This window comes from Pseudomonas veronii (assembly GCF_001439695.1).
In the GTDB taxonomy this organism is placed as follows: domain Bacteria; phylum Pseudomonadota; class Gammaproteobacteria; order Pseudomonadales; family Pseudomonadaceae; genus Aquipseudomonas; species Aquipseudomonas veronii.
Map to the genome: position 1 here is coordinate 1 of NZ_JYLL01000086.1, position 1,117 is coordinate 1,117.

Sequence of the window (1,117 nt, forward strand, 5' to 3'; positions counted from 1 at the left end):
GTGTTCCGCGACCTCGGCTTTTCCGACTTCGAAGACGCCCTGAGCCGGCCGTATCGCGAGTGGGAATACTGCGTGCAGTACCGCGAGACCAGCTTCGATTTCGTCAGCCGCTTGATGGAACAGGAAGGCATCTACTACTTCTTCCGCCATGAACAGGACCGCCACGTGCTGGTACTGGCCGATGCCTACGGCGCCCACGCCACGGTGCCGGGCTACGTGTCGATTCCGTACTACCCCAAGGACGAGCAGCAACGCGAACGCGACCACCTGTACAACTGGCACCTGGCCCAGCAAGTGCAGCCGGGCTCGCTGGAGCTCAACGACTACGACTTCCAGCGCCCCAGCGCGAGCATCGACGTGCGCTCGGCGATGCCGCGCCCGCACGCCGCCGGCGACTACCCGCTGTACGACTACCCCGGCACCTACGTGCAAAGCGCGGACGGCGAACACTACGCGCGCACCCGCATCGAAGCGCTGCAAACCCTGCATGAACAAATCGAATTCAACGGCAACGCCCGCGGCCTCGGTTCCGGCCATCTGTTCAGCCTCACCGGCTTCAGCCGCCAGGACCAGAACCGCGAATACCTGATCGTCGGCTGCCGCTATTACATCGTTCAGGAAAGCCTGGAAAGCGGCGGCGGCTCCAGCTCGGCGCAGTTCGACAGCAGCCTGACCTGCATCGATGCCCAACAAAGCTTCCGCCCGCTGGCCAACACCTATCGCCCCATCGTCAAAGGCCCGCAGACCGCGCTGGTGGTCGGCCCCAAAGGCGAGGAAATCTGGACCGACCAGTACGGCCGCGTGAAGGTGCATTTCTACTGGGACCGCCACGACCAGTCCAACGAAAACAGCTCGTGCTGGATACGCGTATCGCAATCCTGGGCCGGCAAGAACTGGGGCTCGATGCAGATCCCACGGATCGGCCAGGAGGTGATTGTGAGCTTTCTGGAAGGCGACCCGGACCGGCCGATTATTACTGGGCGGGTGTACAACGCGGAGCAGACGGTGCCCTACGATTTGCCGGAGAACGCGACCCAGAGCGGCATGAAAAGTCGTTCGAGCAAGGGCGGCACGCCGGCCAACTTCAATGAAATCCGCATGGAGGACAAGAAGGGGT

At 62.9% G+C, this 1,117-nt stretch carries 1 protein-coding gene; it reads left to right on the top strand.

Going from position 1 to position 1,117, the window contains the following annotated elements; genetic code table 11:
* Nucleotides 1–1,117: type VI secretion system tip protein TssI/VgrG (gene tssI, locus TU80_RS31075; protein ID WP_134939184.1), on the top strand; the 1,117-nt coding region annotated here is incomplete at both ends.